Source organism: Myxococcus sp. SDU36 (assembly GCF_030168875.1).
Lineage (GTDB): Bacteria > Myxococcota > Myxococcia > Myxococcales > Myxococcaceae > Myxococcus > Myxococcus vastator.
This window is the reverse complement of the sequence record NZ_CP077414.1, coordinates 1631782-1657247: the sequence shown is the minus strand read 5'-3', so window position 1 is coordinate 1657247 and position 25466 is coordinate 1631782. Positions and strand designations below refer to the sequence as shown.

23 protein-coding genes are annotated in these 25466 nt (G+C 69.0%); 3 read left to right on the top strand and 20 right to left on the bottom strand.

From position 1 onward, the window contains the following. Positions 1 to 82 precede the first annotated feature (82 nt). The 13 genes from trmD to KGD87_RS06875 form a co-directional block, all read right to left on the bottom strand. Complete coding sequence (trmD, locus tag KGD87_RS06935) at positions 83 to 826, bottom strand: tRNA (guanosine(37)-N1)-methyltransferase TrmD (protein WP_284666696.1); 744 nt, start codon at positions 824 to 826, stop codon at positions 83 to 85. Next, positions 823 to 1386, bottom strand: a complete 564-nt coding sequence (rimM, locus tag KGD87_RS06930) for a ribosome maturation factor RimM (protein ID WP_284666695.1) — start codon at positions 1384 to 1386, stop codon at positions 823 to 825. Before rimM ends, trmD begins: the two co-directional genes overlap by 4 nt. After that, positions 1383 to 1658: a KH domain-containing protein gene (locus tag KGD87_RS06925; RefSeq protein WP_284666694.1), complete on the bottom strand. Its 276-nt coding sequence runs from the start codon at positions 1656 to 1658 to the stop codon at positions 1383 to 1385. Before KGD87_RS06925 ends, rimM begins: the two co-directional genes overlap by 4 nt. An 11-nt stretch (positions 1659 to 1669) precedes the next feature. Continuing rightward, entirely contained in the window at positions 1670 to 1930 is a 261-nt protein-coding gene (gene rpsP, locus KGD87_RS06920) for a 30S ribosomal protein S16 (RefSeq protein WP_002640623.1), read from the bottom strand. A gap of 90 nt (positions 1931 to 2020) precedes the next feature. Further along, a complete protein-coding gene (gene rlmN, locus KGD87_RS06915) occupies positions 2021 to 3157 on the bottom strand; it encodes a dual-specificity RNA methyltransferase RlmN (protein WP_284666693.1) in 1137 nt (378 codons plus the stop codon). A gap of 197 nt (positions 3158 to 3354) precedes the next feature. Further along, positions 3355 to 3792 (bottom strand): nucleoside-diphosphate kinase, encoded by a 438-nt coding sequence (gene ndk / locus KGD87_RS06910; protein ID WP_140791557.1) that lies wholly within the window; start codon positions 3790 to 3792, stop codon positions 3355 to 3357. A gap of 33 nt (positions 3793 to 3825) precedes the next feature. Continuing rightward, the gene (gene sucD / locus KGD87_RS06905; protein ID WP_284666692.1) at positions 3826 to 4725 is read right to left on the bottom strand and encodes a succinate--CoA ligase subunit alpha; all 900 of its coding nucleotides are present in this window, start codon (positions 4723 to 4725) and stop codon (positions 3826 to 3828) included. A gap of 29 nt (positions 4726 to 4754) precedes the next feature. Further along, the gene (gene sucC / locus KGD87_RS06900; RefSeq protein ID WP_163782368.1) at positions 4755 to 5915 is read right to left on the bottom strand and encodes an ADP-forming succinate--CoA ligase subunit beta; all 1161 of its coding nucleotides are present in this window, start codon (positions 5913 to 5915) and stop codon (positions 4755 to 4757) included. Positions 5916 to 6189: 274 nt separating this feature from the next. Then, on the bottom strand, positions 6190 to 6999 hold the full coding sequence (sdhB, locus tag KGD87_RS06895; RefSeq protein ID WP_284666691.1) for a succinate dehydrogenase iron-sulfur subunit: 810 nt from the start codon (positions 6997 to 6999) through the stop codon (positions 6190 to 6192). A 44-nt stretch (positions 7000 to 7043) separates the two neighbouring features. Continuing rightward, on the bottom strand, positions 7044 to 8921 hold the full coding sequence (gene sdhA / locus KGD87_RS06890; protein WP_350102493.1) for a succinate dehydrogenase flavoprotein subunit: 1878 nt from the start codon (positions 8919 to 8921) through the stop codon (positions 7044 to 7046). A 222-nt stretch (positions 8922 to 9143) separates the two neighbouring features. Next, on the bottom strand, positions 9144 to 10088 hold the full coding sequence (gene mdh, locus KGD87_RS06885) for a malate dehydrogenase (protein WP_284666689.1): 945 nt from the start codon (positions 10086 to 10088) through the stop codon (positions 9144 to 9146). A 31-nt stretch (positions 10089 to 10119) separates the two neighbouring features. Continuing rightward, complete coding sequence (icd, locus tag KGD87_RS06880) at positions 10120 to 11418, bottom strand: NADP-dependent isocitrate dehydrogenase (protein ID WP_284666688.1); 1299 nt, start codon at positions 11416 to 11418, stop codon at positions 10120 to 10122. Between the two features lie 273 nt (positions 11419 to 11691). After that, a complete protein-coding gene (locus tag KGD87_RS06875; RefSeq protein WP_284666687.1) occupies positions 11692 to 12243 on the bottom strand; it encodes an ATP-binding protein in 552 nt (183 codons plus the stop codon). 407 nt (positions 12244 to 12650) lie between these two features. On the opposite strand from KGD87_RS06875, the gene KGD87_RS06870 reads away from it, so the two are divergent. Both KGD87_RS06870 and KGD87_RS06865 read left to right on the top strand, forming a co-directional pair. Further along, positions 12651 to 14801: a hypothetical protein gene (locus KGD87_RS06870; protein WP_284666686.1), complete on the top strand. Its 2151-nt coding sequence runs from the start codon at positions 12651 to 12653 to the stop codon at positions 14799 to 14801. A 5-nt stretch (positions 14802 to 14806) separates the two neighbouring features. Beyond that, complete coding sequence (locus tag KGD87_RS06865) at positions 14807 to 15553, top strand: hypothetical protein (RefSeq protein WP_284666685.1); 747 nt, start codon at positions 14807 to 14809, stop codon at positions 15551 to 15553. Between the two features lie 76 nt (positions 15554 to 15629). On the opposite strand, the gene KGD87_RS06860 is transcribed toward KGD87_RS06865, so the two are convergent. Beyond that, complete coding sequence (locus tag KGD87_RS06860) at positions 15630 to 17255, bottom strand: bifunctional 3-(3-hydroxy-phenyl)propionate/3-hydroxycinnamic acid hydroxylase (protein ID WP_284666684.1); 1626 nt, start codon at positions 17253 to 17255, stop codon at positions 15630 to 15632. A gap of 434 nt (positions 17256 to 17689) precedes the next feature. Between KGD87_RS06860 and KGD87_RS06855 the strand changes: the two genes are divergently transcribed. Further along, positions 17690 to 17902: a hypothetical protein gene (locus KGD87_RS06855; RefSeq protein ID WP_284666683.1), complete on the top strand. Its 213-nt coding sequence runs from the start codon at positions 17690 to 17692 to the stop codon at positions 17900 to 17902. A 10-nt stretch (positions 17903 to 17912) separates the two neighbouring features. On the opposite strand, the gene menE is transcribed toward KGD87_RS06855, so the two are convergent. From menE to KGD87_RS06825, 6 genes are read right to left on the bottom strand one after another with little or no spacing between them, the layout of a single operon-like run. Next, positions 17913 to 19361 carry an o-succinylbenzoate--CoA ligase gene (gene menE, locus KGD87_RS06850; RefSeq protein ID WP_284666682.1) on the bottom strand — a complete coding sequence of 483 codons (1449 nt, stop codon included), beginning with the start codon at positions 19359 to 19361 and terminating at the stop codon, positions 17913 to 17915. A 27-nt stretch (positions 19362 to 19388) separates the two neighbouring features. Then, a complete protein-coding gene (menC, locus tag KGD87_RS06845; protein WP_284666681.1) occupies positions 19389 to 20549 on the bottom strand; it encodes an o-succinylbenzoate synthase in 1161 nt (386 codons plus the stop codon). Positions 20550 to 20558: 9 nt separating this feature from the next. After that, entirely contained in the window at positions 20559 to 21482 is a 924-nt protein-coding gene (locus tag KGD87_RS06840; RefSeq protein WP_284666680.1) for a 1,4-dihydroxy-2-naphthoate polyprenyltransferase, read from the bottom strand. Next, entirely contained in the window at positions 21479 to 22336 is an 858-nt protein-coding gene (menH, locus tag KGD87_RS06835) for a 2-succinyl-6-hydroxy-2,4-cyclohexadiene-1-carboxylate synthase (RefSeq protein ID WP_284666679.1), read from the bottom strand. Before menH ends, KGD87_RS06840 begins: the two co-directional genes overlap by 4 nt. After that, complete coding sequence (gene menD / locus KGD87_RS06830; protein WP_284666678.1) at positions 22327 to 24096, bottom strand: 2-succinyl-5-enolpyruvyl-6-hydroxy-3-cyclohexene-1-carboxylic-acid synthase; 1770 nt, start codon at positions 24094 to 24096, stop codon at positions 22327 to 22329. Before menD ends, menH begins: the two co-directional genes overlap by 10 nt. Beyond that, on the bottom strand, positions 24080 to 25390 hold the full coding sequence (locus KGD87_RS06825) for an isochorismate synthase (RefSeq protein ID WP_284666677.1): 1311 nt from the start codon (positions 25388 to 25390) through the stop codon (positions 24080 to 24082). The genes menD and KGD87_RS06825 overlap by 17 nt, the downstream gene beginning before the upstream one ends. Positions 25391 to 25466: the final 76 nt, after the last annotated feature.

Here is a 25466-nt window from a genome sequence, read left to right as displayed (position 1 = left end):
TCGCGTGAAGAGCGGGCCGTACTAACAGAGAGAGCGGTGTCGGACAAGCCCAGATGATCCAACCCGCTAGCAACGCTCAGGGTTACAGCTCTTCCTCCCGCCGAGCCAGCAGTTTCTGGTCGGCCTTCGACAACTCCACGCCGGCATACAGGTCCGGGCGGCGCGTCTGGGTGAGCACCAACGACTTCCAGCGGCGCCAGCGGGCAATCCGGGCATGGTCGCCGGACTGAAGCGCGGCCGGCACCTCGACGCCCCGGAAGACAGGCGGGCGGGTGTAGTGGGGATGCTCCAGCAGGCCTTCCTCGAAGCTCTCCGTGACGGACGAGTCCACGTTGCCCAGCACGCCGGGCACCAGCCGCGCCACCGCGTCCACCACCGTCATGGCCGCCAGCTCGCCGCCGGTGAGGACGAAGTCACCCATGGACAGCTCCCCGTCGAGGTGCGCCATCACCCGCTCGTCCACGCCCTCGTAGCGGCCGCAGACCAGGATGAGGCCCGCCTCGTGACGGACCAGCTCACGCGCCGTGGCCTGGGTGAAGGTGGGCCCTCGGGGGCTCATGAGCAGCACCCGGGCGCCCGGATGCCGCGTCCTGGCCGCCTCAATCGCGGCGACCAGGGGCTCCGGCTTCATCACCATGCCGGCGCCGCCGCCGTAGGGCGCGTCGTCGGTGACGCGATGCCTGCCCTCGGCGTACTCGCGGATGTCGGTGATGGTGGTGACCAGCAGGCCCTTCTCCTGGGCCTTCCCGAGGATGCTGGCGCCCAGGTAACCGGACACCATTCCGGGGAACAGCGTGAGGATCTCCACCGGATACGGTGGGCTCATTCCGCGTCCTCCGGGCCTCCACCCGGCTGGGCGCCCTTGCGTCCCGCCTCCACGTACTCCGGTGGACGGATGACGATGCGCCGCGCCTCGAGGTCCACGGAGGGGACGAACTCGTCCGCGAAGGGCACCACCAGCTCCTCGCGCCCGGAGGCGCGAATGACCAGGTTGGGCACCTCGCCGGTGGCCCAGATCTCCTCCACCCGGCCCAGCGCGTTCCCGTTGGCGTCCACGGCGTCGAGCCCCACCAGGTCACCCTGGAAGAACTCACCCTCCGCGGGCGGCTCCAGGTCCTCGCGGAAGACGAACACCTTGGAGCCCACGAGCGCCTCCGCGTCGGTCCGCGACGCCACGCCCTCGAGGACCACGATGTCCTCCTTGGGCGTGGGCCGGAGCGCCTCCAGCCGCATCTCCCGCTCCACACCGGCGCGCGTCCGCACCCAGATGCGGTCGACGGTGTCGAGCGTCTCTGACGCCGGATCCAACGCGCGGATGGCGACCTCGCCCCGCATCCCGTGAGCGCGCGAGACGTAGCCCAACTCCAGGAGGGGAGGGGTCGTCACGGCGTGGAATCCGGAGCGCCTGCCGCATTGCGCCGGTCGTCGAGAATCTCCAGGCGGACCTTCTGCCCGGACTTCTGTGCGGCGGCATTGAGCAGCGTCCGGAGGGCATTCACGGTGCGCCCGTCACGGCCAATGACCTTGCCAACGTCCTCGGCGGAGACCTTCAGCTCGAAGAGCCGGGCCCCTTCCGCCTCGGAAATGCGCAGGCTGACCTGGTCAGGATGATCGACCAGGGCCCGCGCCAGATAGTTGAGTAGCTGCTCCACGTCCACGCGGGCGTGGCTCAGACCGCGGGAGCGGGCTTGGCCTTGCCGGCGACCTTGATCAGGTCCGCGACCGTCTCAGACGGCGTCGCGCCCGTCTTCAGCCAGTAGTTGAGGCGCTCCTCGTTGAACTCCACCTTCGGCGGCTCCAGGTTCGGATCGTACGCGCCCACGGCCTCGATGAACTTGCCGTCCCGGGGGTTGCGGGAATCGGTGGCGACCACGTGGTAGTACGGCTTCTTCTTGGCGCCCGCGCGGGCAAGACGGAGGACAACGGCCATTGAATGCTCTCCAACGAACAGGATACGTCTTAGGAAAGGGGTGGCGCTCTTAACGCCGCTCCCGCTGGATTGTCAAGGAAGCTCGGGACCTTATGTCGTACTGTCGGCCCCGGCTGGTGTCTCGCCGCGATTGGCGAGCTGCCCGCAGGCGCCGGCGATGTCCCGGCCCCGATTCCTGCGGATGTAGGCGGCGACATGGCCGTCCGCGAGGATGGCGCGGAATTCCTCCGCCCGCTCCTCGCCTGTGGTGTGGAACCCCAGGCCGGGGTTCTCGTTGTAGGGGATCAGGTTCACCTTCACCGGGATGCCCTTGAGCAAGTCGATGAGCCGGTGCGCGTCCTCGTCCGCGTCGTTGAAGCCCTTGATGAGGACGTACTCGAAGGTGATGCGGCGGCCCTGACGCAGCGGGAACTTCCGGCAGGCGTCCAGCAGGGCCGCGATGTTCCACTTGCGGTTGACGGGCATCGTCTTGCTGCGCTGCTCGTCGGTGCTGGCGTTGAGGGAGATGGCCAGCTTGACGTCCGTCTCCTTGCCGAAGCGCTCAATCATCGGCACCAGCCCCACGGTGGAGACGGTGATGTGCCGGTGGCTGAAGTTGGGCCCGTCCCCGGACTGGAGGATGGCGAGCGCCGTCTTGAGGTTCTCGAAGTTGTGGAGCGGCTCGCCCATCCCCATGAACACCAGGTTGGAGAGCGGGCGCAGCGTCTCGTGGCCCTCGTTCTTGCGGACCTCGCGGTTCACCGCGTGGACCTGGGCGACGATCTCGCCGGGGGTCAGGTTGCGCTTGAGCCCCATGGTGCCCGTCATGCAGAAGCCGCAGGCCATGGCGCAGCCCACCTGGGTGGACACACACAGCGTCCGGCGGTCCTCGGTGGGCATGTAGACGGATTCGATGTAGCGCCCGTCCCGCGTCTTCCACCGGTACTTGATGGTGCCGTCCGTGCTGCGCAGCTCACAGTCCTTCACCAGGGGGACGATCTCCGCCTGGGCCTTGAGCTTCTCGCGCAGGGCCTTGGAGAGGTCCGTCATCTCGTCGAACGAGGTGGCGCCGCGCTGGTGCAGCCAGCGGTAGAGCTGCGGGGCGCGAAAGGCGCGCTCACCCAGCTCCTCGGTGACGAAGCGCGACAGCGCCTCCAGCGACAGGCTGGCCACGTCCACCAGCCTGGCGGGCGCGGGAGCCGGCAGCGGCTCGGTGACTGGCAGGGAGGTGGCGGAGGTCTCTGACATCGTCGTTGCGCTTAACGGTGGGCCCAGGGGCGTCCCTTCCCACACCTGGGCACGGCAAGTCAAAGGAGCCCATGCTCCCCTGCCCGCCCCGTGGACACTACCCGGTTGTGTCTCCAGAAAGAACAGCGACCCGGGCCCGCACCTTCTAGGGCACGGACACCGGGCCTGGGACGGCGGCCCCGCCAGGGGCCGGCCGGCTACTTCTGGTACGGGTAGGCGTGGATCTCCGTCTCCCGGAAGAAGTACGCGATTTCAATCTTCGCGTTCTCCAGGCTGTCGGAGCCGTGCACCGTGTTCTTGTCGATGCTGGTGGCGAAGTCCTTGCGGATGGTGCCCTCGGCCGCCTGCGCGGGGTTGGTGGCGCCCATGATGTCCCGGTTGCCCAGGACCGCGTTCTCACCTTCCAGCACCATCAGGACCACCGGGCCGGAGATCATGAACTGCACCAGGTCCTTGAAGAAGGGCCGGGCCTTGTGGACCGCGTAGAAGCCCTCGGCCTGCGCCTGGGACAGCTGCTGCAGGCGGATGGCGACCGGCTTCAGCCCCTTCTCCTCGAAGCGGCTGATGATCTTCCCGATGACGCCCTTCTCCAGGCCGTCCGGCTTGATGATGGACAGCGTACGCTCGATAGCCATGTGACTGGCTCCTTCTCGTGTTTCCGTTGGGGTTTAGCGCTTCTTCGGAGCGCCCCGCTTGAGGGCCTCCTGAAGGGTGGTGCCCAGCTCGGCGGGGCTGGCGGCCATCAGGATGCCCGCGGCCTCCATGGCCTTGATCTTCTCGGTCGCCGTGCCCTTGCCACCGGAGATGATGGCGCCGGCGTGGCCCATGCGCTTGCCCGGGGGCGCGGACTGGCCCGCGATGAACCCGGCGATGGGCTTGGTGAACTCGCGCGCGACGTACTCGGCGCCCTGCTCCTCGGCGTCACCGCCGATTTCGCCAATCATGATGACGGCGTCGGTGTCCGGGTCCGCGTTGAAGAGCTTCAGCACGTCCACGAAGTCCGTGCCGTTGACCGGGTCACCGCCGATGCCCACCGCGGTGGACTGGCCCAGGCCCAGCTGGGTGAGCTGGTGCACGGCCTCGTAGGTCAGCGTCCCGGAGCGCGACACCACGCCGATGCGGCCCGGCTTGTGGATGTGGCCCGGCATGATGCCGATCTTGCACTGCGCGCCGGGGGTGATGACGCCCGGGCAGTTGGGGCCCACCAGGCGGACGCCCGGCTTGCCCTGCAGGTAGCGCTTGGCGCGCACCATGTCGTTGACGGGGATGCCCTCGGTGATGGCGATGATGAGGGACACGCCCGCGTCCGCGGCCTCCATGATGGAGTCAGCGGCGAAGGGCGGCGGCACGAAGATCACGGACGTGTTCGCGCCCGTCGCCTTCACTGCCTCGGCCACCGTGTTGAACACGGGGACCTTGCCCTCGAAGGTGGTGCCGCCCTTGCCCGGAGTCACACCGGCGACGAGCTTCGTGCCGTACTCGAGCATCTGCTTCGCGTGGAACGAACCCGCCGAGCCGGTGATGCCCTGGCAGAGGACCTTCGTGTTTTCGTTGACGAGGATGGCCATGGCGTTCTTTCAGGAAAGAGTGCGCGGGACTACTTCGCCGCGGCGACGGCCTTCTCCGCCGCCTGACGCAGGTTGTCCGCCGGGGTGATGGCGAGGCCGGAGTTGCTCAGCAGCTCCTTGCCCTTCTCCACGTTGGTGCCTTCCAGCCGCACCACGAGCGGGACCTTGAGCTGGACCTCCTTCGCCGCGGCGATGATGCCCTCGGCGATGACGTCGCACTTCATGATGCCGCCGAAGATGTTGACCAGCACCGCCTTCACGGCCGGGTCCGCCAGGATGAGCTTGAAGGCCGCGGTGACCTTCTCCTTGTTGGCGCCGCCGCCCACGTCCAGGAAGTTGGCCGGGCTGCCGCCCACCAGCTTGATGGTGTCCATGGTGGCCATGGCCAGGCCCGCGCCGTTCACCATGCAGCCGATGTTGCCGTCCAGCGCGATGTAGGCCAGGTCCCACTCCTTGGCCTGGATCTCACGGGGCTCCTCTTCGGCCAGGTCGCGGTACTCCAGCAGGTCCTTGTGCCGGTAGAGCGCGTTCTCGTCGAAGGTCACCTTCGCGTCGAGCGCCACCACGCCGCCATCCTTCAGGATGACCAGCGGGTTGATCTCCACGAGCGAGGCGTCCGTGTCGATGAACATCCGGTACAGCGCCGAGCAGAACTGCGCGAACTTGTTCACCGTGGGGCCCGACAGGCCCAGCCCGAAGGCCAGCTTGCGGCCCTGGAAGTCCTGGAAGCCCACGGCCGGGTCCACCGACTCGCGGAGGATCTTCTCCGGGTGCTTCTCCGCCACTTCCTCAATCTCCACGCCGCCTTCGCGGGAGGCCATGAAGGTGATGCGGCTGGTGGCGCGGTCCAGCGTCACGCCCAGGTACAGCTCCTGGCCAATGGCCAGGCCTTCTTCGATGTAGACTTTGTGGACCGTCTGGCCTTCCGGCCCCGTCTGGATGGTCTTGAGCTTCATGCCAAGCATCTGCTTGGCCAGCTCCTTGGCTTCCGCGGGGCTCTTGGCCAGCTTCACGCCGCCGCCCTTGCCGCGGCCACCCGCGTGGATCTGGGCCTTCACGACGACCACGGAGGTGCCGAGCTCCTTCGCGGCGGCCTCCGCGTCATTGGCGGAAACGGCGAGGATGCCCTTGGGCGTGGGCACGCCGTACTTCCGGAAGATTTCCTTGCCCTGGTACTCGTGGATCTTCATCGAGGCTCCGGTGGAGACGAGGGAGACAGCCTGAACAGAGGCGTCAGCGCCGGGCCCTCATTGCGCAGAAAACGACGGAGCGCAAGACCGTTTGACCCCGGTGCACCTGCACCGTCCGACAGGGTGCATGGCAGATAATCAGGGATGTCCGCGAAGATGAGCCTTCCTTCACCGCGGCTGGCCCAACGGCGGCGGCCCCGCCCGGCGTCTCAGGTGGACGCCGGCCCGGGGCCGCTTGAAGCCAGAGAAAGCCAGGAAGTCGCGGGCGAGCGCCCTACCCCGGACCGCCGCCGTGGGCCTTGGGGGATTCGTCCTGGAAGAAGATGTCCTTGATGGTGAGCTTGGTCACCTCGCGGTTCATCACCGCGATGGACGTGACGAGCGGAATCTCCTTCGGGCAGACCTTCACGCAGTTCTGCGCCTTGCCGCAGTCCTGCACGCCGCCGGGCCCCATGAGCGAGCGCACGCGCTCCTCGGAGTTCATCTTGCCCGTGGGGTTCATGTTGAACAGGCGGGCCTGGCTGATGGCCGCCGCGCCCACGAAGTCATTGTCCTGCGTCACCTGGGGGCACGCCTCCAGGCAGCTGCCGCAGGTGATGCACGTGGACAGCACGTACATCACCGACTGGTCCACGGGCGCCTGGCGCTGGCCCGGCCCCAGGTTGTGCGTCCCGTCGATGGGCACCCAGCCCTTGATGCGCTTGAGCGCGTCGAACATGCGGTCGCGGTTCACCGTGAGGTCTCTCACCACGGGGAACTTGCTCATGGGCTCCAGCGTGATCGGCTGCTCCAGCTTGTCGATCAGCGCCGAGCAGGCCATGCGCACGCGGCCGTTGATGTTCATGGCGCAGCTGCCGCAGATCTCCTCCAGGCAGGCGGCGTCCCAGATGACCGGGGCGACGCGCTTGCCCTCCACGGTGACGGGGTTGCGCTGGATCTCCATCAGGCACGAGATGACGTTGGCGCCCTTCACATAGGGGACCTTGAACTCATCGAAGTGGCCTGGCTTCGCGGGATCATCCTGCCGCCAGATGCGGAAGGTGATGGTCTTGGTGGTGACAGCGGATGCCTGTGCAGTGTCCATGTGGCTCGACCCTTCACTTCCAAATCAGTTGAGTGGTTCCCGTCTCAGGCGTACCAGCGCGGCTCGGGGTCCAGCACGGGCGTGGCGATGTCCTCGTAGTGGATCTTCGGACCGGCCTCGCTGTACGTCGCGACGGTCGTCTTGGCCCACTTCTCGTGGCGCGCGCGCCACAGGCTCATCCACTCCGGGTCCTGCGTCGGGTCCTTCGTCTTCGGCTCGGGCAGCGAGAAGTCCGGCTTGTAGTGGGCGCCGCGGCTCTCGTCGCGGAGCAGCGCGCTGGTGGCGATGACCTCGCCCAGCTCGAACATGTTCCACAGCTGGTTGGTGTACGACAGCGCGCGGTTGGCCACGTTGCCCGTGTCCAGCACGTTGACGTTGTTCCAGCGCTCCTTGAGCTCGCGGATCTTCTCGATCGTCTTCTTCAGGCGGTCGTTGTAGCGCACGACGGTGCAGTTCTCCGTCATGGTGTCGCCCAGCTCCTTGGCGAGCCCGTACGGGTTCTCCGTGCCGCTCATCTTGAGCATGGTGGCGAACCGGTCCTGCCAGTACTGCTTCGCGGCCTGGAAGTGCTTCTCCGGCATCGCCGCGGCGCTGGTGCCCTGGCTCTTGGCGAAGGACGCCATGGCCGGGCCGCCAATCATTCCGGAGTAGATGCACGACAGCAGCGAGTTGGCCCCCAGGCGGTTCGCGCCGTGGAAGGCGTAGTCCGCCTCGCCCGCGGCGTAGAGGCCGGGGATGGTGGTGGACTGGTTCTTCGGGCTGCCCTCGGCCGGCGTCAGCGTCTTCGGGTCGGCCTCGAAGTTCACGTACAGGCCGCCCATGGAGTAGTGCATGCCCGGGAAGATGACCATGGGCACCTTGCGCGGGTCGTCACCGACGAACTTCTCGTAGATCTCCATGACGCCCTTGATCTTGGCGTCGAGCACGGCCGCGGGGATGTGCGTGACGTCCAGGTACACGCCGTCCCGGCCGTTGATGCCCATGCCCAGCTCGCGGCAGACCATGAAGATCTCCCGGGTGGCCACGTCGCGCGGCACCAGGTTCTTGTACTTGGGGTACTTCTCTTCCAGGAAGTACCAGCGCTCGGCCTCCGGGATCTGCTGCGGCGCCCGCGTGTCGCCCTTCTTGCGGGGCACCCAGACGCGGCCGCCCTCGCCGCGCACCGACTCGCTCATCAGGCGCAGCTTGTCCTCGCCCGGGATCGACGTGGGGTGCACCTGGATGAACTCACCGTTGGCGTAGCGCGCGCCCTCCATGTAGGCGCGGCCCGCGGCGGTGCCGGTGTTGATGATGGAGTTGGTGGAGCGCCCGAAGACGATGCCAGGGCCGCCCGTGGCGAGGCACACGGCCTCCGCCGGGAAGGTGCGGATCTCCATGGTGCGCAGGTCGACGGCCACGCTGCCGATGCAGCGCCCGCTGTCGTCCTTCACCGTGCCGAGCCACTCCCAGTACTCGTACTTGGTGACCTTGCCCTCGGCCTCATAGCGGCGGACCTGCTCGTCCAGCGCGTAGAGCAGCTGCTGGCCCGTGGTGGCGCCGGCGAAGGCCGTGCGGTGGTGCAGCGTTCCGCCGAAGCGGCGGAAGTCCAGCAGACCTTCCGGCGTGCGGTTGAACGTCACGCCCATGCGGTCCAACAGGTAGATGATGCCGGGCGCGGCATGACACATGCCCTTCACGGAGACCTGCTCCGCGAGGAAGTCGCCGCCGCGCAGCGTGTCCTTCACGTGGATGTCCGGGTGGTCACCCTCGCCCTTGGTGTTCACCGCGCCGTTGATGCCACCCTGGGCACAGACGGAGTGGGAACGCTTCACCGGGACGAGCGAGAGCACATCCACCTGGTGGCCCGCCTCAGCGAGCTTGATCGTCGTCATCAGCCCGGCGAGACCGCCGCCCACCACCGTGAACCGCGCTGCTGCTGCCATCATCGTCTCCTTGACTGCCGGACGCCGGACACTGCTCGGTTGAGCCGGCCCGCCAGGTGGCGCGCCAGGGCCCGGACGTCCCGTGCGAGTTCTACAGGCTAGTTAACTTGGTGAAAACGCGCTGCAATCATGGCGTCCGGGGCAATTAGCCCGCGTCATCCACGGCATCAGGCACAGGGCCCGCCGGGTTTCCCCAGCGGGCCGCACGTGGCCGTCCAGCGACTACAGCTTGACGGAGTCGACCGTCTTCTTGACCGACTGGAAGGACTTCTCCAGCTCGGCCTTCTCTCCGTCGTTCAGTTCGACGGTGTGGATCTTCTCCACGCCGCCCGCGCCGATCTGCACGGGGACGCCGAAGAAGTAGCCGTTGATGCCGTACTGGCCCTCCAGCAGGGCGGCGGCCGGCAGCACGCGCTTGCGGTCCTGCAGGAAGCTCTCCGCCATGGCGATGGCGGAAGCGGCGGGACCGAAGTAGGCGCTGCCCGTCTTGTACAGGCCCACCAGCTCCGCGCCGCCCTCACGGGTGCGCTTGATGATGGCGTCCAGCTTGTCCTTGGCGATCAGCTGCGTCAGGGGCACGCCGCCCACCGTGCTGTGGCGGACGAGCGGGACCATGTCGTCGCCGTGGCCGCCCAGCACCAGTGCCTCCACGTCGCGGATGGACGAGCCGAGCGCCTCGGCGACGAAGCACTTGAAGCGGCTGGTGTCCAGCACGCCCGCCATGCCCGCGACCATGTGCTTGGGCAGACCCGAGATCTTGTGGAGCGCGAACACCATCGCGTCCAGCGGGTTGGCCACGTTGATGACGAAGGCGCCCGGGGCGTGCTGCTTGATGTTGCCCGCCACGTCCGTCATGATCTTCAGGTTGATGTCGAGCAGGTCCTCGCGGGACATGCCCGGCTTGCGCGGCATGCCGGCCGTGATGATGATCACGTCCGAGCCGGCCACGTCCTTCCAGTCGGTGGTGCCCTTCACGCGGCAGTCGTAACCGTCGACCGCGGCCAGCTGGTTGATGTCCAGCGCCTTGCCCTTGACCAGCCCCTCGGCCGCCGGGATGTCGTACAGGACCACGTCACCGAGCGACTTCTGCACGGCGAGCAGCGCCAGGTTGCCGCCGATCTGACCGCCGCCGATGAGGCCGATCTTCTTCTTGCCATTCTGAGCCATGGATTCGCCTCTCCTGGGTCCCCAGAGGGGACTACATGTTCTTGATGATGGCCTGCCCGAACTCGGAGCACTTGACCTCGGAGACGCCGCTCTGCCCTTCCTGCTTCATCAGGCGGGCGAAGTCGTAGGTCACCGTCTTGCTGGCGATGGCGCGGTCCATGCCCTGGATCATCAGGTCGGCCGCCTCGTGCCAGCCCAGGTGCCGGAACATCATCTCACCGGAGAGGATGACCGAGCCCGGGTTCACCTTGTCCTGATCCGCGTACTTGGGCGCCGTGCCGTGCGTGGCCTCGAACACCGCGTGGCCCGTGACGTAGTTGATGTTGCCGCCCGGCGCGATGCCGATACCGCCCACCTGCGCCGCCAGCGCGTCCGACAGGTAGTCGCCGTTGAGGTTCAGCGTGGCGATGACGTCGAACTCGTCCGGACGGGTGAGGACCTGCTGCAGGGTGATGTCCGCGATGGAGTCCTTGATCAGGATCTTCCCGGCGGCCAGCGCGGCCTTCTGCTCCGCGTTGGCGGCGTCCTCGCCCTTGGCGGCCTTGGTGGCCTCCCACTGGTCCCACGTGTAGACCTTGTCACCGAACTCCCGGGCGGCCAGCTCGTAGCCCCACTTGCGGAAGGCGCCTTCGGTGAACTTCATGATGTTGCCCTTGTGGACCAGCGTGACGCTCTTGCGCTTGTGGTCCACGGCGTACTGGATGGCGGCGCGGATCAGCCGGTCGCTGCCCTCGTGGGACACCGGCTTGACGCCCAGGCCCACGTCGGCCGGGAAGCGGATCTTCCCGAACTCCTTCGGGAACTCCTGCTTCAGGATGCCCAGGAACTTCTCCGCGGCGGCCGTGCCAGCCTCGAATTCGATGCCCGCGTAGATGTCTTCCGTGTTCTCACGGAAGATGGTCATGTCGACCTTCTCCGGCGTCTTCACGGGGCTGGGAACGCCCTTGAAGTAGCGCACGGGACGCAGGCAGACGTACAGGTCCAGCATCTGCCGCAGGGCCACGTTCAGCGACCGGATGCCGCCGCCCACCGGCGTCGTCAGGGGACCCTTGATGCCCACCAGATAGGTGCGGAACGCCTCGACCGTCTCTTCGGGCAGCCAGTTGTTGACCGCCTTGAAGGACTTCTCGCCGGCCAGGACTTCGTACCAGGCGATCTTCTTCTTGCCCTTGTAGGCCTTCTCCACCGCGGCGTCGAACACCGCCTGGGACGCACGCCAGATATCGCGGCCGGTGCCGTCGCCCTCGATGAAGGGGATGATCGGGTTGTCCGGGACGGACAGCTTGCCGCTCTGCAGGGAGATCTTCTCTCCGGATGACGGGGGCGCCATGGATGTGCTCCTGAGAAGGTGTGACCGTGTAAGAATCGGCGCGGGATAGTCGAGAACCCGCCCCGCGACGTCAAGGAGTTTGGCCACGGGCCGACGCGGAACGACTTATCGGAGCCAGCGGCCGAGCGCGGAATAACGGCCTGTCCCCGCACGCGCACGAAACGACACGGCCGACATTCCCGGCGGCGCAACGAAAAAGGAGGGCCAGGCACTGTGGCCCGCCCTCCTCTTGCTCTTCAGTGGATCAGCGGCGGGCACGGCGGCCCGCCCGGACTACCAGCTGGACATCCCCGGCGCGGGCAGCTCCACCGTCACGGTGATGCCGGCGGCCGCGCTGCTGGCCACCTCCAACGTGCCACCCATGGACTCCGTCAGCTCTCGGGCCCGGGCCAGCTTGCGGTGCAGCGGCCCCACCAGCATGGGCGACAGGAAGACGGCCTGGAGCTCCCGCGCGGACAGCGACGCCCCCGCGACCTGGACCTGGAAGCGAGGCGGCAGGTCCCCGAAGTCGTCCGCGGCATCCACCGCCACGCGAACGCCCTGCCCGTTCGAGGCATCCGCGGCGTGCGCCAACAACAGCAGCAGCACCTGCTGCAGCCGCCGGTGACTGACATTAGCGGGGACCGGGTCCTCAGGAAGCTCCAGGGAAACCTGGACTCCTCGCAAGCGGCGCGTGACTGAGAGGAGTTCCACCGCGCCGCCAACGACCTCCGTGACATCCACTCGGAGTACGTCTGGCGAGTCCACCGGCATCAGGGCCGTGGCGCGGCCGTGAACAGGCGCCTGGCGTTGCTCCGAGGCCCGCGTCCCTCCCACAGCGTTCACGACAGCACTCATCCCTCACACCTCCCGCTCGCTGTACTGAGGGAACTCTAACGAGCCGGTCTGACGAACGCCATTTCACTACGAGAAAGTACGCACAGCCTGCCAGACTTATGACATTACAGCCGCGCAGCATCTTCGCCGTATGAGTGTGCCGTAGCGGTGAATCGCTTCGTAAGACTTGGAAGTAGGTGCTGTCACCTACGACCCACGGACGTCCATTCCGCCAGCCAGAAAACAGCCTGACTGCACAAATCCGATTTGACTGTTCCTCGGAAATTCGTATGATGCGGACCTATAGCGATTCGCCGCCTAACGCAGCACCGCTGGAGCGAGGAGGAACAACCGTGCTTGCAATTTCGACGACTGCATCTGGGGTTCCTCAGCACCGGAGAAGGGGGCGCCTGTTCATGGAAGGGGGAAACCCGCTCTCCGACCGTCGGTCGGTCGAGTTCCGCAGTCGTGACGCGCTGTTCAACGTGATTCCGCTGCCGCCCGCCGAGGCCGCGCTGGATGATTCGGGCTACTCCCTGCACGGGACGGACGCGGATGCCATCACCTGCTGCGTGGGTACGCCGGATGGCGCCATTGGCGTGGTGACGCGGCTGAGCCCCACCGTGGTGTGGGTGATGCCCACGGGTGAGGTGGACACCTCCGACGCGCGCGGCCTGCCCATCTATCTGTCCGGCTGTGGCGTGACGCTGGGCCCCATCCGTGGCGCCTACATCCGCACGGACGCGGAGACGGCCGGGTCCCCGGTGGGGCTGCAGTTGGTGAACGTGTCCCTGGAGCAGGGCCGTCAAATCCTGGCACTGCTGGCGGACGCGCTGAAGCGTGGCGTCGCGGAGCCGGCCGCGTCCGCCCTCCCGGTGCAGGACACCATCGACGAGGCCGAGCGCATCCGCGCCATCCTGCTGGCCATCAGCACCGCGGGCAACAAGGGTGTGCTGCGCCGCATGGGCCGCACCGTCCGCCTGGTGTTGGAGCGCTACAACGCGGAGACGGAGCAGTTGGAGTGGCACGCCGAGGACCCGGTGGCCGACTGGGGCGAGGCGCCCTACGACATCGACGTCATCGGCCACAACAGCGCGTACCGCATGCGCCTGGAGGCGGGAGCGCCGGACGGCCAGCGCTTCACGTCGCCGCTGCCAGACGTCCTCTTCCGCATCCGTCACCGCTGGCACCGCCGCACGCCCGCGCCCGCGGGCGTGCGCGTCACCTTCCACCACCCGCTGTGGCGTGAGCAGGGGGAGATGGAGCGCGCGGTGGTGGACCTGTCCTTCTCCGGCATGTGCATCCGCTGCCGCCCGGAGGACCTGCTGTTCCCGGGGCTGTTGCCGCCCCTGCTCGAGCTCCACACGCCGGACGGCCAGTCCATCAGCCTGCGCGGTGAAATCCGCTACGTCACCAGCACGCGCGCCGACGGCGCCGTGCTGTGTGGCCTGAGCGTGTCGCCCTACTCTTCCGACGAGGCGCGCTGGGTGCGCTTCGTCTCCCAGACGACCAACCCCAACACCTGCACCAGTGACGTGCAGGAAGAGGGGCTCTGGGATGTCTTCACGCTGTCTGGCTTCTTCAGCCTGGCGAACAAATCCTCTCAGGAGTTCGACGCGCTGAAGCAAGCCTTCAGCCACATGGCCAAGCGCGCCGCGGAGGTTCCGCAGCTCTTCTGCCAGGCCGTCTGGCCTTCCGAGCGCGGCCCCGAGGCGACGCTGTCCATCATGAAGTCGTACCGGCACACCTGGATGGGACACCAGGTGGCCAAGCGCCCGGGCAAGCCCGCCCTCAAGGGGCTGGAGCCGGGCCGCATCATGCACGACCTGTACGTGCGCTGCTTCGAGCACCCGCAGAGCGACCCCGACTTCCGCTGGGCCGTGGCCTACGTGGAGGGCCTCAACCCATGGATCGCGCGCGCGCACGTCCGCTACGGCGAGCGGCACATGGCGGCGAACCCGGAGCTGGCCTTCACGCGCAAGATCCACATGATGGACGTCTACACGCACGAGCAGACGGGCCGGCTGCACGAGGGCATCACCATCAGCCCCGCCACCTCCGCCGAGCTGACGCTGCTGACGGACCACATCGCCCACTCGCGCCCGTCCTGCTACGTGGAGGCGCTCGACTTCACGCGCGACCGCATCGACATGCGCGCGGTCCAGGGTCAGTGGAACACCTTCGGCCTGGAGCGCGAGCGCGAAGTCCTCATCGCGCGCCGCAACGGCGTGGCCCTGGGCGCCGCCGTCCTGGAGCTGGGCCAGCCGGGCACCAACCTCTACAGCCTGCTCGACATGGCACGGCTGTTCCCCCTGAGCGACGCGGGGCCGTCCACCTACGTCGCCTTGGTGGATGCGGCACGCCGTTGGTACGCCGCCCGCCACCGCCGTTCGTTCCACTATCTCTGTGAGGACGACGGCGGGCAGTACGTACAGGACGCCGGGATTCACGCAGGTCCGGACCCGTACATGTGGATCATCTCCGCGAAGTTGATCCCCGACTATCTCGAACACATCAGTGAAGTGTCCATCGGGCGCCGAAGCGCCCCCAACTCTCGCCAGGGATAACGAACATGAGCAAGCCACTCGTGGAGGAGCTGTACACGCCCAACCTGACCGCCGTCCGTGAGCGCATCAAGACGGACCCCCGGCTCAAGGTGCTGCTGGACGACAAGGCGGACCCCGCGCTCTTCGAGGCCTTCCTCATCACCTGGAACTCGCTGGGCGTCTACATGACGGAGCCGGTGGACGGGTGGATTCGCCGCGCCGGTGAGGCCACCGTGAAGGTGGGCCTGGATGACGTGGGCCAGAAGCTCATCGCCCACGCCAAGCACGAGGCCGGCCACCACCTGATGATGGTCGAGGACACCAAGCACCTGGTGGCCCGCTGGAACGAGCGCCGCAGCCCCAAGCTGAACGTCGAGGAGCTCCTGGCTCAGCCGCCCACGGCCGCGATGAAGGAGTACCGGGAGATTCACGAGAACACCATCACCGGCGAGATGCCCGCCGCGCAGGTGGCCATCGAGTACGAAATCGAGGGCCTGTCGACGGTGCTCGGCCCCGTGATTCTCGAGCAGGCCAAGAAGGTCTGTGGCGAGGAGATCCTCCAGGGCATGTCCTTCCTGAAGGAGCACACGGAGATTGATGTGGGTCACACCGCGCTCAACGAGGTGATGCTCGACAAGCTCCTGGCCCAGGTGCCGGACAAGGCGCCCATCATCGCCAAGACGGGCGCCAGCGCGCTCGACATCTATCTGCGCTTCATGGGCGACTGCGTGGAGCGTGCCGGGAAGCTGGTCCAGTCCGCCGCCGCGGCCTGAGCCTCCCCGCGCCCCCACGTCACCGTCGTGTGGCGCCCCGGCCCGGGCGCCTGTTGTCTTCCCGCAGCCGCGCGCCTCAGCCCGCCCGCCGGACCTCCGCGCCGTTCGGACGCGAGGGAGGTCGGACGCGGCCCTTGAGCGAGCCCAGGAGGTGGCCCCGCTTGCCGCCTCCCGCGATACCGAACACGTAGCGGTCCGGCCGGAGCACCACGAGGTCGGCCGCGTACCGCGCGAACCAGGCGCCCAGGCGGCCGTCCAGGTCCACCAGCGTGCCCGCGCCGCCGGTTCCCGCGCGGTCGGCGGCGGCCACCTGCCACCAGCGGGCCCCGAGTTCGTCCGCCAGGGCCCGTGCCTCGCGCTGCGCTTCCTGGGAGGCGCCTGGGCGCGTGAGCACCGCGAACCCTTCGCCCAGGCAGTCATCCAGCAGCGCCGTCTCCCCGTCGGGGCGCTCCACGCGCGGCTGCGGGAAGTAGGAGCCCTCCGGCACGTCGCCCTTCTCGCGTTGGGCGCCGTGCATGAAGCCCCTGCGCAGCGGCATCTCCGGCTTCACTTTGTAGTCGCGGATGAAGTCACCCAGCACCGGCAGCCGGTACATCACCTGGATGAGCGCGTTGCGGACGCGAGCCATCACCCGCCCGCCCGACATCATCACCCGGCCCATGGCGTCCGAGCCGCGAATCACCTCCGACACATGGCCACGCCGCTCTTCCTCGTAGGTGTCGAGCAGCGACGCATCCGCCGCGCCCGCGAGCACCCGCCCCAGCTTCCAGGACAGGTTCGCCGCGTCCCGGAGGCCCGCGCAGAGCCCCTGCCCCAGGAACGGCGGCATCAGGTGCGCCGCGTCGCCCAGGAGGAACACGCGGCCCACCCGCCACTGCTCGGACATGCGGCTGTGGTACGAGAAGATCTTGACGGATTCGAGCTCCACCGAATCCGGGTCCAGGTAGTAGCCAATCAGCCGCCGCACGTTTTCGGGCGAGCGCGCCGCCTGCAGGTCCGCATCCGGCTCCAGGATGATGTCGAAGCGAATCTCGTTCGGCGCGGTGCGCGCGATGAAGCCCCGGCGCACGGGGCCACACAGGTAGCTGGTGAAGTCCGGTTCGGGTGAGGACGTCTTCACGGTGATGGCCAGCGAGTGCTCCAGCGCCGTCGTCCCCACGAGCGTCAGGCCCAGCCGCCGGCGGATGGAGCTGTGCGAGCCGTCGCACGCGAGCAGGAAGCGCGCGCGCACGTTGACGGCGCGCTCCCCCGCGACCTCCTTCACGCGGGCGGTGACGCCCTCTTCGTCCTGGACGAAGGACTCCACCTCGTGGCCCAGCCACAGGTCCACATGCGGGAAGCGCTTCAGCCCCTGGCGAAGCACTGATTCCATGCGCGGCTGCTGGAAGAAGGCCGCGGGCACGTAGCCGAACGGCCGGTCCAACCGCGTGAAGTCCACCTCCGCCAGCGAGCGCAGCGAGTCATCCAGGTACTGCAGCCGCTTGCACGGATAGAAGCCCGCGCCCAGGTCGCCCACCAGCCCCGTGGACTGGAAGATGCGCTGGCCCTCGTCATCCACACTGATGGCGCGCGACTGGCCATGAGGCGTGACTTCACGCTCCACCACCAGCGTCCGAATCCCCTGCTGTCCCAGGAGGTTCGCCGCCATCGCTCCCACCGGACCACTGCCCACGATGATGACATCAACGGACTCCGGAGCCATCTCTCCCTCCCGTTGCGAGAACACATGCTGAGCTGCCGTTGAGTCTTTTCGATATCAAAATCCCTCGCGCGTTGTCTCTTCAACTCTTCAACGACGGGCGTGGAAATCCTTGCATGTTTGAGTTTTGACCTTGGGAGTGAAAGGTTGCAGCCGTATCAGCAATGGCGGGGGGCCCGGCGCGGACGGCGCAGGAATGTTCACGCGTCCCAGGTCCGCGCAGGAAGTGCGGGCCCCTCCTCGGAGGGCAGGCAGTCACGCGGGAACACGACAGCCCGGAGTGACTTTTGAAAGATGGCGACCATGTCCCCGGGTTGAGACGGCGACCCTTGTCGGGAAATCGCCACCGATTGCCAGCTTCAACGCGCGGCGTCGTGATTTTCGCGACTTGAAAAGGTCGGATATGCCCGAACACTGCGGCGCGAAGGAGCACGCACATGGAATGGCTTGAGTTCTCCTGTTGGTCCCCGGAGGTCGAAAAGCAATTGGCGATGCAGGCGGCCCGCCTGGGCACCTTCGAGCATCGGGGCGCGTCGGCCTCTCGCCGGCCCGGGGCTGCCACCACCGTGTCGGCCACCTGCCGACTGAGCACCGTCCTGCGGCAGTTCCCGCGGACCAATCCCTGGGGCCACCCCATCTCGGAGTGCTGAGCCCCGTGGGTCAGCGGAGGGCGTGCCGTCTCAGGACGGTGCGCTCGACCTTCCCCATGGCGTTGCGAGGCAGCGCGTCCACCCAGACGAAGCGCGCGGGCGTCTTGAAGCCCGCCAGGGACTGACGGCACCACGCCGCCAGTGCCTCTTCCCCGGGTTGCGGCTGCCCCAGGCGCGGCGCGATGAAGGCCACGGGCACTTCGCCCCAGCGGTCGTCCGGGAAGCCCACCACGGCGGCTTCCTGCACCGCGGCGTGATGGACGAGCACCGCTTCCACCTCCGCCGGGTAGATGTTCTCCCCGCCTCGGACGATGAGGTCCGTGCGGCGTGACAGCACGGTGAGCCGTCCCCGCGCATCCAGCACTCCGACGTCCTTCGTGCGCAGCCAGCCGTCCCGAACCGCCTCCTGGGTGGCCTCCGGACGCCGCCAGTACCCGGCCATCACGGTGGGCGCGCGCACCTCGATGTCGCCCTCCGCTCCAGCGCCGAGGACTTCGCCCCCCTCGCCGACGATGCGCACCTCGACACCCGGCAACGGGACGCCGGCGGTGCGGCCGTCCGCCTGGTCCGGGCGCTCAGTCGTCACCTGTGAGCACGCCTCCGTCAGGCCGTAAGTCTGAAGGGCGCTCAGGCCCGCGGCGCTCGCCCGCGCGAGGAGCGGCAAGGGCACGGGCCCTCCGCCTATCAGGGCCAGGGCGAAGGAGTCCGGCATGCGCCGCTCCCCCCGCGCGTCAAGCACCCGCTCCAGCGTCGTGGCGACGAGGCTCGCATGGGACACGCCCTCCCCGTCGATGGCCCGGTTGGCCGCATCGGCGTCGAAGCGCTCCTGCAGGACGAGGCAGCCCCCCTCGTAGGCGGTGCGGGTGAGCATGGCGATGCCCCCCACATGGAAGAGCGGCAATGTGCCCAGCCAACGCGGGGATGGGTGCGCCCCCAGGTTGGCAGCGGACGCCCGTGAAGACGCCCGGAAGTTGCCCTCCGTCAGCACGGCCCCCTTGGGCCGGCCCGTCGTCCCGCTGGTGAAGAGCACGACCCGGGGCGATGAGGACTCCAGGGGCTGACACGTCGAGGCGCCCGTGGACGCGGCCTCCGCGAACGACTCGAGTGGCCGCGCACCAGGAAGTCGCTCCACCAGGGTTCCCAGCGCCAGCGTCAGTCGGGGCTGGAGGTCCTCGACCATGGGCGCCAGCTCCGCGGCCGTGAGCCGGGCATTGAGCGGCGCCAGCACCGCGCCCAGCCGGCCCAGCGCCCAGAAGAGGCACACGGAGGCGGCGTGGTTCGTCGCCAGCGAGGCCACCCGGTCCGAAGCTCCGACACCCTCCGCCTCGAGTGCGGCCACCCACCGGGCGACCTCCGCATCCAGCGCGCCGTAGGACCAGGAGCGGCCCGCGAACGTCAGGGCCTCCGCCTCGGGGTGACCGCGGGCGCCTTCTCGAATGGGACACGCCAGGACCGGCATTCCGTCACCTTGGGGCCTCTTTGGCCGTCACACCCAGGACAGGGAGCTCAGTCCGAGCCCCGGGGTGCTCGACAGGGAGATGACGCCTCGCCGCGGATGGTACGGGTGTCCTTCTGGCTCCCTCACCAGCAAGCGCCCCACCGCGAGCCCGGAGGCCAGCGCGCCCGAGGGCAGCGCCGCCGCGAGGTGTGCCGCGCCGGCCCGAGCGACCACGCCATCAATGGAGCTGGTGACATAGGCCTGCATCCCGAGCCGCGCCGCGCGCATCGCGACCACGAGGCACGGCAACAGCCCGCCCAGCACCATGGGCTTCAGCACCACCGCGCCCACCGCCGGCCCACCGCCCAGCAACGGGTCCACCGTCAGCAAGGCCCGGAGCGCATCGGGAGAAGCCAGGGACTCGTCCGCGGCCACCGGGCATGGGGCGCGGCGCTGAACGCGCCAGAGCGCCGCGAGGTCCTCCGGCGGCGTGGGCTGCTCCACCAGCTCCAGGCCATACCAGCCCAGCCGGTCCAAGGCGCGCTTCGCGTCGGGCTCGGACCAGCCGCCGTTCGCGTCCAGGCGGAGCTTCACGTCCGGCCCCACCGCGTCGCGCACGGCCTTCACGCGCGCCTCGTCGGCGTCCAGCGGACGGCCGGCGACCTTCAGCTTCAAGGTCCCGAAGCCCTCGGCCACGGCCTGACGGGCCTCTTCCGCCAGGGCCTCGGGGGTGTCGGCGCCCAGCAGCGCGTTCACCGCCACTTCCGTCCGAGCCTCCTCCGCCAGCAGCCAGCACAGCGGCACACCCTGGCGTTGCGCGAGCAGGTCCAGCAGCGCCAGCTCCAGCGCGTGCTCCGCGGCCGGCATGGGGCCCGCTGGCGTCACCCGCCGTGCCCGGATGCGCACGCCGTCGCCTCGCGCCACGGCGGGGGGAAACGGCGACAACGTGTCCTCGATGGCCCGGACCGAGTCACCCAGGAACTGGCCCTTCAGCTCGGACAACCAGGCGTTCAGCGTCACGCCGCAGTCTTCGAGCGACTCGGTGCCGAACGCCGGTAGCGGCATCGCCTCGCCCAGGCCTTCGCGCCCCTCCTCGTCGACGAGGCGGATGAGGAAGCCTTCTCGCGCCGCGTGCACCCCTTGAGACGTCTTCAGGGGCTGGCGCAGCTCCAACCGGAGGGGAATGAGCGAAACCTGGGCAATCCGCATGGACTCACATCATCGCAGGTAGAGGCCCAACGCGAACAGCACCCCAAACACGAGCTGCAGTCTGGCCGTGGACCCCAGGGCCGGATTCAACGCCGCCCCCTCCTGCTTCAGCACCCGCTGCAGCGGGGAAACCGCCAAGGGCAGGCTCAGCAGGGACAGGAACACCCAGGGGCTGGCCAGCTTCAGGGCGTACATCGCGAAGGGCGTGGCGTACGACAGCACCAGCAGGAGGAGATACTCCGCCTTCCCCACGCCCGTGCCGAAGCGGACCGCCAGGGTGCGCTTGCCAGCCTTCACGTCCGTCGTCACGTCGCGCAGGTTGTTGACGACGATGAGCATGGTGCCGCTGGCGCCCACGGGCACCGCCGCCCACCACGCCGCCGGGTCCACCGTCCCCGCCTGCACGTAGTAGGTCCCCGTCACCGCCACCAGGCCGAAGAAGATGAAGACGAACACGTCTCCCAGGCCGTTGTAGCCCAGGGGGAAGGGGCCGCCCGTGTACGCGTAGCCACACAGCAGCGACGCCAGGCCAATGGCGATGATGGGCCAGCCGCCCACCGCCACCAGGTACAGGCCCACCGCCGTGGCCAGCGCGAAGCACACGCCCGCGCCCGCCAGCACGGTGCCCGGCGCGATGAGGCCACTCTGCGTCACGCGCCGAGGGCCCAGCCGCTCGTGTGTGTCGGCGCCCTTCTTGAAGTCGTAGTAGTCGTTGATGAAGTTGGTGCCAATCTGGATGAGCACCGCGCCCAGCAGCGCCGCCAGCGCCGGCAGCAGGCGCCCCACGCCCGAGCCGAACGCGAGCCCCGTGCCCACCAACACCGGCACCAGCGCCGCGGTCAGCGTCTTGGGACGCGCCGCCATCACCCAGTGCTTCACCCCGGGACGGGGCTTCACCGACAGCGGGCCCGGCGCCGGAACCGACGTGCTCACGACGTCACCCGTCCCTCGCTCACGGCCACGGGACTGTCGAACTGCGGGGCCTCGTACCAGGGCGTCTGGAGGAACCCGAGGACTTCACGGGCATACGCCTCCGGCGCTTCCAGGTGCGGAGCGTGGCCACAGCCCTCGAAGGCGTGGCGCCAGACCACCGGCAGCTCCGTGGCCATGCGGCGGGCAAGCTGGGTGAACTTCGCATCCAACGCGCCCGTCAGCAGCAGCGTGGGCAGCCGCTGGGCGTGCAACTCGGGCCAGAAGTCCGGCTGAACGCCCAGGCCCAGGCACTCCAGCGCGCCCACGAGCCCCTCCGCCGTGCAGGCGCGGCGCTGTGAGCGCAGCGCGTCCTTGCGCTCCTGCGGAAGCTGGCGCAGGCCGTCGAACAGCGGCAGTTGCTCCCAGCGCTCCACGAAGGCGTCCACGCCTCGCGAACGAATGAAGGCCGCGAGCTGTCCGTCCGCCTCACGCCGGGCCGCGCGCTCCTGGCGCCGGTGCAGCCCGGGTGAACCACTCTCCATGATGAGCCGGCCGAAGCGGTCCGGCGCGCGCACGGCCGCCGCCAGCGCCACGCGGGCCCCTTGCGAATAACCCAACAGGTCCACGGGCCCATGGCCCAGCGAGTCCACCAGCGCGACGAGCGCGTCCACCGTTTCCAGGAAGGCCTCACGCCCCCGCTGGTCCGGCAGCGGCGTGGCCCCATGACCGGGAAGGTCCACCACCACCGCGCGCACGTCGCTGCCCAGGAGCGGACGCAGCCCGTCGAATGACCTGCGGCTGCCGGTGAAGCCGTGCAGCAACACGAGCGGACGGGAGCCCTCACCCCACGTCTCGTAAGCCAGCTTCACGCCCATGGTCCTTCTCCCAGTGAGGCCGCCATTCGAGCGAACAGCCGCCGGTGCTCATCCACATTCGCGGTGCGGTCCACTCGCACCTCCACCAGGTGGAGCCCGCCCTCCAAGCCCTCGCGCACGGCCGACCTGAGCGCGACGGGCGTCTCCGGCCGATGGAACCGGGCCCCGCCCAGCGCCGCCGCGTGGGACAGGTCCACACCGTGAGGCGTCCCGAAGAGCGTCTCGAACGTCTCCCGAGGCGCGGCCTGGGCGATGGGGAGGAACGAGAAGATGCCGCCGCCGTCGTTGTTCACCGCCACCACCGTGAGCGGCACCCGCGTGCGCGACGCGGTGACGAAGGCCCCCACGTCATGCAGCAACGCCAGGTCCCCCGTGAGCAGCACCGCGGGTCGGCCCGCCGCCGCCGCCATGCCGAGCGCGCTGGAGACGATGCCGTCAATCCCGTTGGCCCCCCGGTTGGCCAGCACCCGCAGCGGCACCGTGCCCGCCGGGGCGAAGGCGTCCAGGTCGCGGATGGGCATGCTGCTGGACACGAAGAGCGGCGCGCCCGCTGGAAGCGCCGCCACCACTTCACGAGCGATGCGTGGCTCGGAGAGCATGTCAGCCTGCTCCGCGAACGCGGCCTCCAGCGCCGTGCGCACCCGCTGCTCCGCGGCCAGGAAGCCGCGCGCCCACGGCCCCACGCCGCGCGTGAGCCCTCGCGTCAGGGCCTCGCAGGCCGCCACCGCCGAGCCCTCCACCACCGTGGAAGCACGGTGCGCCGGGTCGAACAGCCCGCCCCCGTCGCTGAAGAGGACGATGTCCGCGCCCGAGCCGTCCAGCCACTGCTGAGGCGCCTTCGGCGTGAGCCCCCCACCGAAGCGCAGCACGAGCTCCGGACGGTGCGCCTTCGCGAACGGCGCGTGCCGCAACATCGCGTCGTAATAGGACAGCGTGAGCGGGCCGCCGCCATAACGCGCCTGCGAGGTGGACTCAGCCAGTACGGGGTAGCCCGTGGCCTGCGACAGCGCGCTGATGGCCGCCGCGAAGCCATCCGCTTCATCGCGCGGGCCACACACGATGACGCCGCGAGGGGTCGCGGCAATCCGGCGACGAACCTCGTCCAGGGTGGCCGCGTCCGGCACCGGCTCCGGCGGGACGATGCGTGTCAGCGGCGCACCGGCGCGGCCTGACTTCGCGAGCGCGCTCAGGGACGCCTCGGCGAAGGGCTCGGCGATGGGGGCCAGCGGCTCGCGGAACGGGACGTTGAGCTGCACGGCGCCACGCGGGGCGCGCCACGCGCTGACGACCGCTCGGGCGACGGTGGCACGCAGGTGGATCAACGCCGCGTCATGCGCCTCGGGCTGACCGAGGTCCGCGTAGAAGCGGGCGTGCTCTCCGAAGAAGCGCGCCTGCGGCACCGTCTGCGGCGCGCCCCAACCCTGAAGCTCCAAAGGCCGGTCCGCCGTCAGCACCACCAGGGGCACGTGAGACAGCGCGGCCTCGATGACCGCCGGGTAGAAGTGCGCGCCCGCGGTGCCGCTGGTGGCCACCACCACAGCCGGCGCGCGCGACTGCTTCGCGAGCCCCAGTGCGAAGAAGCCCGCGCTGCGCTCGTCGATGACGGACCACGTTCGCAGCCCCTCCGTCCCGGCGCACGCCAGCGCCAGGGGCGAGGACCGGGAACCCGGGCACACCACCGCGTGACGAACCCCACCGCGCACGAGCTCTTCCAGCAACGCGCGCGCCCACAGCACGTTGAGGTTAGCGTCGGACGACATCCCCGCCTCCCAAGGCCCTCAACATGGCCAGGCTCTTCATCTCCGTCTCCCGCCACTCCGAGTCCACGTTGGAGCCAGCCACCAGCCCCACGCCGACGAACAGCCGGGCCTTCGCGCCCTTCACGCGCGCCGAGCGCAGCGCCACCATCAGGTGCGCGCGTCCAGGGCCCACCCAGCCCACTGGCCCCGCGTACCAGCCACGGTCCAGGCCTTCGTGCTCCACCAGGAACGACAGCGCGCGCTCACGGGGCGTGCCGCCCACCGCCGGCGTGGGATGCAGCGCCTCCACCACCTGCGCCGGCGTCACCCCGGGCCGAAGCTCGGCGCGAAACCCCGTCCGCAGGTGCACCACGTTCTTCAAGGTCAGCAGCGCGGGCTCCGCGTCCGACGACACCTGCTCCGCCAGCGGCTTCAACGCGGCGACCAGGTAGCGCACCACCGACGCGTGCTCGCGCACGTCCTTGTCGTGTCCCCGCAGGCCGTCCGCCTGGCCAGGCGCGGCCGTGCCCGCCAGGGCCTCCGTCTCCAGCACCTGCCCGTCCACCCGGCACAGCGTCTCCGGCGTGGCGCCCAGGAAGCACGTGTCGTCCGGCGCGCGGAACAGGAAGGTGGCGCAGCGGGGATTCTGCTCGCGCAGCCGCGCCAGCACGTCCACCACGTCAAAGGGCGCGGACCCCTCCGCATCCAGCGGGCGCGCCAGCACCACCTTCTGGAGGTGCCCGGACGCAATCGCGTCCAGCGCGCGCTGCACCCGCGCCTCGAAGTCCGGCCGCGAGGCACGCAACTCCAGCGCCACGGGCTCGCCGCGCGCATGCCGGTACGACTCCGGAAAGCAGGCACAGACGCGCTCCAGCCGCGAGCGCACCAGGTCCTCGCCCCCACGGCCTTCCTGCGCGAAGGCCACCACGCACACGCCGCGCGCCGTGCGGAACACCAGCACCTCGGGCAGCGTCCAGCGCGTCACACCGTGCGACGCCCACGCCGTATCCACCGTGCCCGAGACACCGAAACGGATGCCCCCAAACCAGGGGCCCGGCATCGCCTCCGGAGCTTCGCCCAGCCAGCGCACCCGCGCGCGCCCGAGCGAGGCCAGCACGCCAGGAATGTCGGAGGCGTCCTGCGCCTCCACCACCGCCGCCTCGCCCCACCCCGCCGCCGCTTCCTGCGCCAGCGGACGCTCCCAATAGACGGTCGGAACGCCCAATACGTCCGCACCCGCGAGCGGATCCACCACCGCGAGGGGCGTCATTCCTGCCACCCAGCGCTGGCTCTCAACGGGATTGAGCGTCTTCATCAGCGTTCCTCATCGGCGATTGCGGCGCAATCACCTTCGGTTGTCTTCTAAGCCATCTCGGCTATACATGCACCAA

Excerpts from the sequence above, each read along its gene's own strand:
- menE (WP_284666682.1), bottom strand. The coding sequence starts at position 19,361 with ATGCCGGTCCTGGCGTGTCCCATTCGAGAAGGCGCCCGCGGTCACCCC.
- rpsP (WP_002640623.1), bottom strand. The coding sequence starts at position 1,930 with ATGGCCGTTGTCCTCCGTCTTGCCCGCGCGGGCGCCAAGAAGAAGCCG.
- menH (WP_284666679.1), bottom strand. The coding sequence starts at position 22,336 with ATGGGCGTGAAGCTGGCTTACGAGACGTGGGGTGAGGGCTCCCGTCCG.
- sdhA (WP_350102493.1), bottom strand. The coding sequence starts at position 8,921 with ATGGCAGCAGCAGCGCGGTTCACGGTGGTGGGCGGCGGTCTCGCCGGG.
- trmD (WP_284666696.1), bottom strand. The coding sequence starts at position 826 with ATGAGCCCACCGTATCCGGTGGAGATCCTCACGCTGTTCCCCGGAATG.
- KGD87_RS06860 (WP_284666684.1), bottom strand. The coding sequence starts at position 17,255 with ATGGCTCCGGAGTCCGTTGATGTCATCATCGTGGGCAGTGGTCCGGTG.
- mdh (WP_284666689.1), bottom strand. The coding sequence starts at position 10,088 with ATGGCTCAGAATGGCAAGAAGAAGATCGGCCTCATCGGCGGCGGTCAG.
- sucD (WP_284666692.1), bottom strand. The coding sequence starts at position 4,725 with ATGGCCATCCTCGTCAACGAAAACACGAAGGTCCTCTGCCAGGGCATC.
- ndk (WP_140791557.1), bottom strand. The coding sequence starts at position 3,792 with ATGGCTATCGAGCGTACGCTGTCCATCATCAAGCCGGACGGCCTGGAG.
- sdhB (WP_284666691.1), bottom strand. The coding sequence starts at position 6,999 with ATGGACACTGCACAGGCATCCGCTGTCACCACCAAGACCATCACCTTC.
- KGD87_RS06825 (WP_284666677.1), bottom strand. The coding sequence starts at position 25,390 with ATGAAGACGCTCAATCCCGTTGAGAGCCAGCGCTGGGTGGCAGGAATG.
- icd (WP_284666688.1), bottom strand. The coding sequence starts at position 11,418 with ATGGCGCCCCCGTCATCCGGAGAGAAGATCTCCCTGCAGAGCGGCAAG.
- KGD87_RS06870 (WP_284666686.1), top strand. The coding sequence starts at position 12,651 with ATGGAAGGGGGAAACCCGCTCTCCGACCGTCGGTCGGTCGAGTTCCGC.
- menC (WP_284666681.1), bottom strand. The coding sequence starts at position 20,549 with ATGCGGATTGCCCAGGTTTCGCTCATTCCCCTCCGGTTGGAGCTGCGC.
- sucC (WP_163782368.1), bottom strand. The coding sequence starts at position 5,915 with ATGAAGATCCACGAGTACCAGGGCAAGGAAATCTTCCGGAAGTACGGC.
- menD (WP_284666678.1), bottom strand. The coding sequence starts at position 24,096 with ATGTCGTCCGACGCTAACCTCAACGTGCTGTGGGCGCGCGCGTTGCTG.
- rlmN (WP_284666693.1), bottom strand. The coding sequence starts at position 3,157 with ATGTCAGAGACCTCCGCCACCTCCCTGCCAGTCACCGAGCCGCTGCCG.
- KGD87_RS06855 (WP_284666683.1), top strand. The coding sequence starts at position 17,690 with ATGGAATGGCTTGAGTTCTCCTGTTGGTCCCCGGAGGTCGAAAAGCAA.
- KGD87_RS06865 (WP_284666685.1), top strand. The coding sequence starts at position 14,807 with ATGAGCAAGCCACTCGTGGAGGAGCTGTACACGCCCAACCTGACCGCC.